This window comes from Vibrio sp. 10N.247.310.98 (assembly GCF_041467395.1).
In the GTDB taxonomy this organism is placed as follows: Bacteria; Pseudomonadota; Gammaproteobacteria; order Enterobacterales; family Vibrionaceae; genus Vibrio; species Vibrio crassostreae_C.
Genome location: NZ_JBFSUL010000108.1, coordinates 1 through 2,793, shown reverse-complemented (window position 1 = coordinate 2,793; position 2,793 = coordinate 1). Strand labels below are relative to the sequence as shown.

2 protein-coding genes are annotated in these 2,793 nt (G+C 44.6%); one reads left to right on the top strand and one right to left on the bottom strand.

Annotation, left to right across the window (positions count from 1 at the left end):
• Positions 1 to 101: 101 nt before the first annotated feature.
• Positions 102 to 1,586 carry a ketol-acid reductoisomerase gene (gene ilvC, locus AB6E78_RS22745; protein WP_017061965.1) on the bottom strand — a complete coding sequence of 495 codons (1,485 nt, stop codon included), beginning with the start codon at positions 1,584 to 1,586 and terminating at the stop codon, positions 102 to 104.
• Positions 1,587 to 1,732: 146 nt separating this feature from the next.
• Between ilvC and ilvY the strand changes: the two genes are divergently transcribed.
• Complete coding sequence (gene ilvY / locus AB6E78_RS22740) at positions 1,733 to 2,623, top strand: HTH-type transcriptional activator IlvY (protein ID WP_017061966.1); 891 nt, start codon at positions 1,733 to 1,735, stop codon at positions 2,621 to 2,623.
• Positions 2,624 to 2,793: the final 170 nt, after the last annotated feature.

The following is a 2,793-nucleotide window of genomic DNA, read 5'->3' as shown; positions in this document are numbered from 1 at the left end:
ACTACCGTTTTTGTTTTTAGTTCCCGCTAATCCGCGATGAACCAAAAAAAAGCCCCGAACAAATGTTCAGGGCTATTTTTATTCAGTGATGAACTGGAAGATTAACCGCCAACAGCGATACGCTTCATGTCGCTCATGTAGCTACGTAGCTCTTCACCAATGTATTCTACAGGGTGGTTACGGATAGCTTCGTTTACTTCAATTAGCTTAGCGTTATCAACTTGGTTAGATGTCTCACCTAGACCACGGCCGATGACGTCCGTTGCTACTGAAGGCATGAACTTCTCACGTAGTAGCGGTGTTGCTACGTTAGCGAATAGGTAGTTACCGTACTCAGCAGTATCAGAGATTACAACGTTCATTTCGTAAAGACGCTTACGAGCAACTGTGTTTGCGATTAGTGGAAGCTCATGTAGAGATTCGTAGTAAGCAGACTCATCAATGATGCCTGATGCCGTCATAGCTTCGAATGCTAGCTCAACACCGGCACGAACCATAGCAACCATTAGGATACCGTTGTCGAAGTACTCTTGCTCTGAGATTTCTACGTCAGAAGCTGGGTAGTTTTCGAATGCAGTTTCGCCTGTCTCTTCACGCCAGCCTAGTAGGTTCACGTCATCGTTCGCCCAGTCAGCCATCATTGTGCTAGAGAAGTGACCAGAGATGATGTCATCCATGTGCTTGTTGTAAAGCGGACGCATTAGGTCTTTAAGCTCTTCAGAAAGCTCAAACGCTTTAACTTTAGCCGGGTTAGATAGGCGATCCATCATGTGAGTTACGCCACCAAACTTAAGTGCTTCAGTAATCGTTTCCCAACCGTATTGTAGAAGCTTGCCTGCGTAGCCAGGTTCGATGCCATCAGCAATCATCTTCTCGTAAGATACGATAGAACCCGCTTGTAGCATGCCACAAAGGATAGTTTGCTCACCCATCAGGTCAGATTTAACTTCTGCTACGAAAGAAGACTCTAGGCAACCTGCACGGTGACCACCAGTACCTGCAGCCCAAGCTTTAGCGATATCCCAACCTTCGCCTTTAGGGTCGTTTTCTGGGTGAACAGCGATAAGTGTTGGTACACCGAAGCCACGTTTGTACTCTTCGCGAACTTCAGAGCCTGGACACTTAGGTGCAACCATTACTACAGTAAGGTCAGCACGTAATTGCATGCCTTCTTCCACAACGTTGAAGCCGTGAGAGTAACCAAGAGCAGCGCCTTGCTTCATTAGAGGCATTACTGTTTCAACAACGTTTGTGTGTTGCTTATCAGGAGTAAGGTTGATTACTAGGTCTGCTTGAGGGATTAGCGTTTCGTAGCTACCCACAACAAAGCCGTTTTCATCAGCATTTTTGAATGATTGACGCTTTTCATCAATTGCCGCTTGGCGTAGAGCGTAAGATACGTCTAGACCAGAATCACGCATATTTAGACCTTGGTTTAGGCCTTGAGCACCACAACCAACAATTACGATTTTCTTACCTTCAAGGTATTCAGCTTCTGTCGCGAATTCTTCACGATCCATAAAGCGGCAACGACCTAATTGGTCTAGTTGTTCACGAAGGTTTAATGTATTGAAATAGTTAGCCATTCTAGGGCACTCCTTTAAAAATAAGTCCGTAAGGTCGATATCTCTCTATCGAATGACTTCATACTAAAACAGACACTCCGTTGCTGAAAGTGATATATTCACAATTAGTTATTGCAATAAATGCAACATGGAAACGATCGCAGAACATGAACATAAAATCTCTACAATTATTTATACATTTATGCGACAGCAAGAGTTTCAGCAAAACCGCTGCTGCTATGCACGTCAGTCCTTCAGCGCTGAGCCGTCAGATACAAAAGCTTGAAGAGGAAACAGGACAAGAACTGCTAATCAGAGACAACCGCAGTGTTGATCTTACCCCAGCAGGAAAACACCTCTTGCCTGTAGCATTGAGCATCGTGGGAGAGTGGCAGCAATATAACCTTCACCTGAAGGGCGGAGAGCAAGAACTTAAAGGTGAGATCCGTATATTTTGTTCAGTAACGGCTAGCTACAGTCACCTACCTGAACTCATAACCGAATTTAGGGCTATTCATCCGTATATTGAATTTAAGCTCTCTACTGGTGATCCAGCTCAATCCATCGACAAGATCTTAAACGATGAAGCGGATATCGCGATTTCAGCAAAGCCAGACATCCTTCCTTCAAGGTTAGAATTCGAAACCATCAGCGATATTCCACTGTCAGTCATCATTCCATCTGGTGTGAGTAGCTTTAGCCAACAACTGCAATCCGATAAGCCAAACTGGAATGAAGTGCCCTTTATCATCCCAGAAGCAGGAACAGCGCGTGAACGAGCCAATGCATGGTTTAAAAAGATGAAGATAAAACCCAACATATACGCGCAAGTTTCTGGCCATGAGGCGATTGTAAGTATGGTGGCACTAGGATGTGGAGTTGGCATCGCACCTGATGTGGTCATAAATAACAGTCCAGTAAGAGATAAAGTTAGCCGCTTAAAGATAGAACCTATCAAGCCATTTGAGTTAGGCGTATGTTGTAAGCGAGCACAGCTAGATAACCCTCTAATTCGAGCGTTCTGGCAAGTTGCAGAAGGGAAATATTTAGCGGACTAGTCGTCATTGTTTTAAATACAAAAAAGGGAAGAGCACGTCAGTGCCCTTCCCCTTTTATTTATGTATATCGCAGATAAGAAAAAAGCCCGCTGATTTCTCAGCGGGCTTTCTAATGGTGGTGGAGGGATAGGGATTTGAACCCTAGAACCGCTATTAACGGTTGCCGGTTT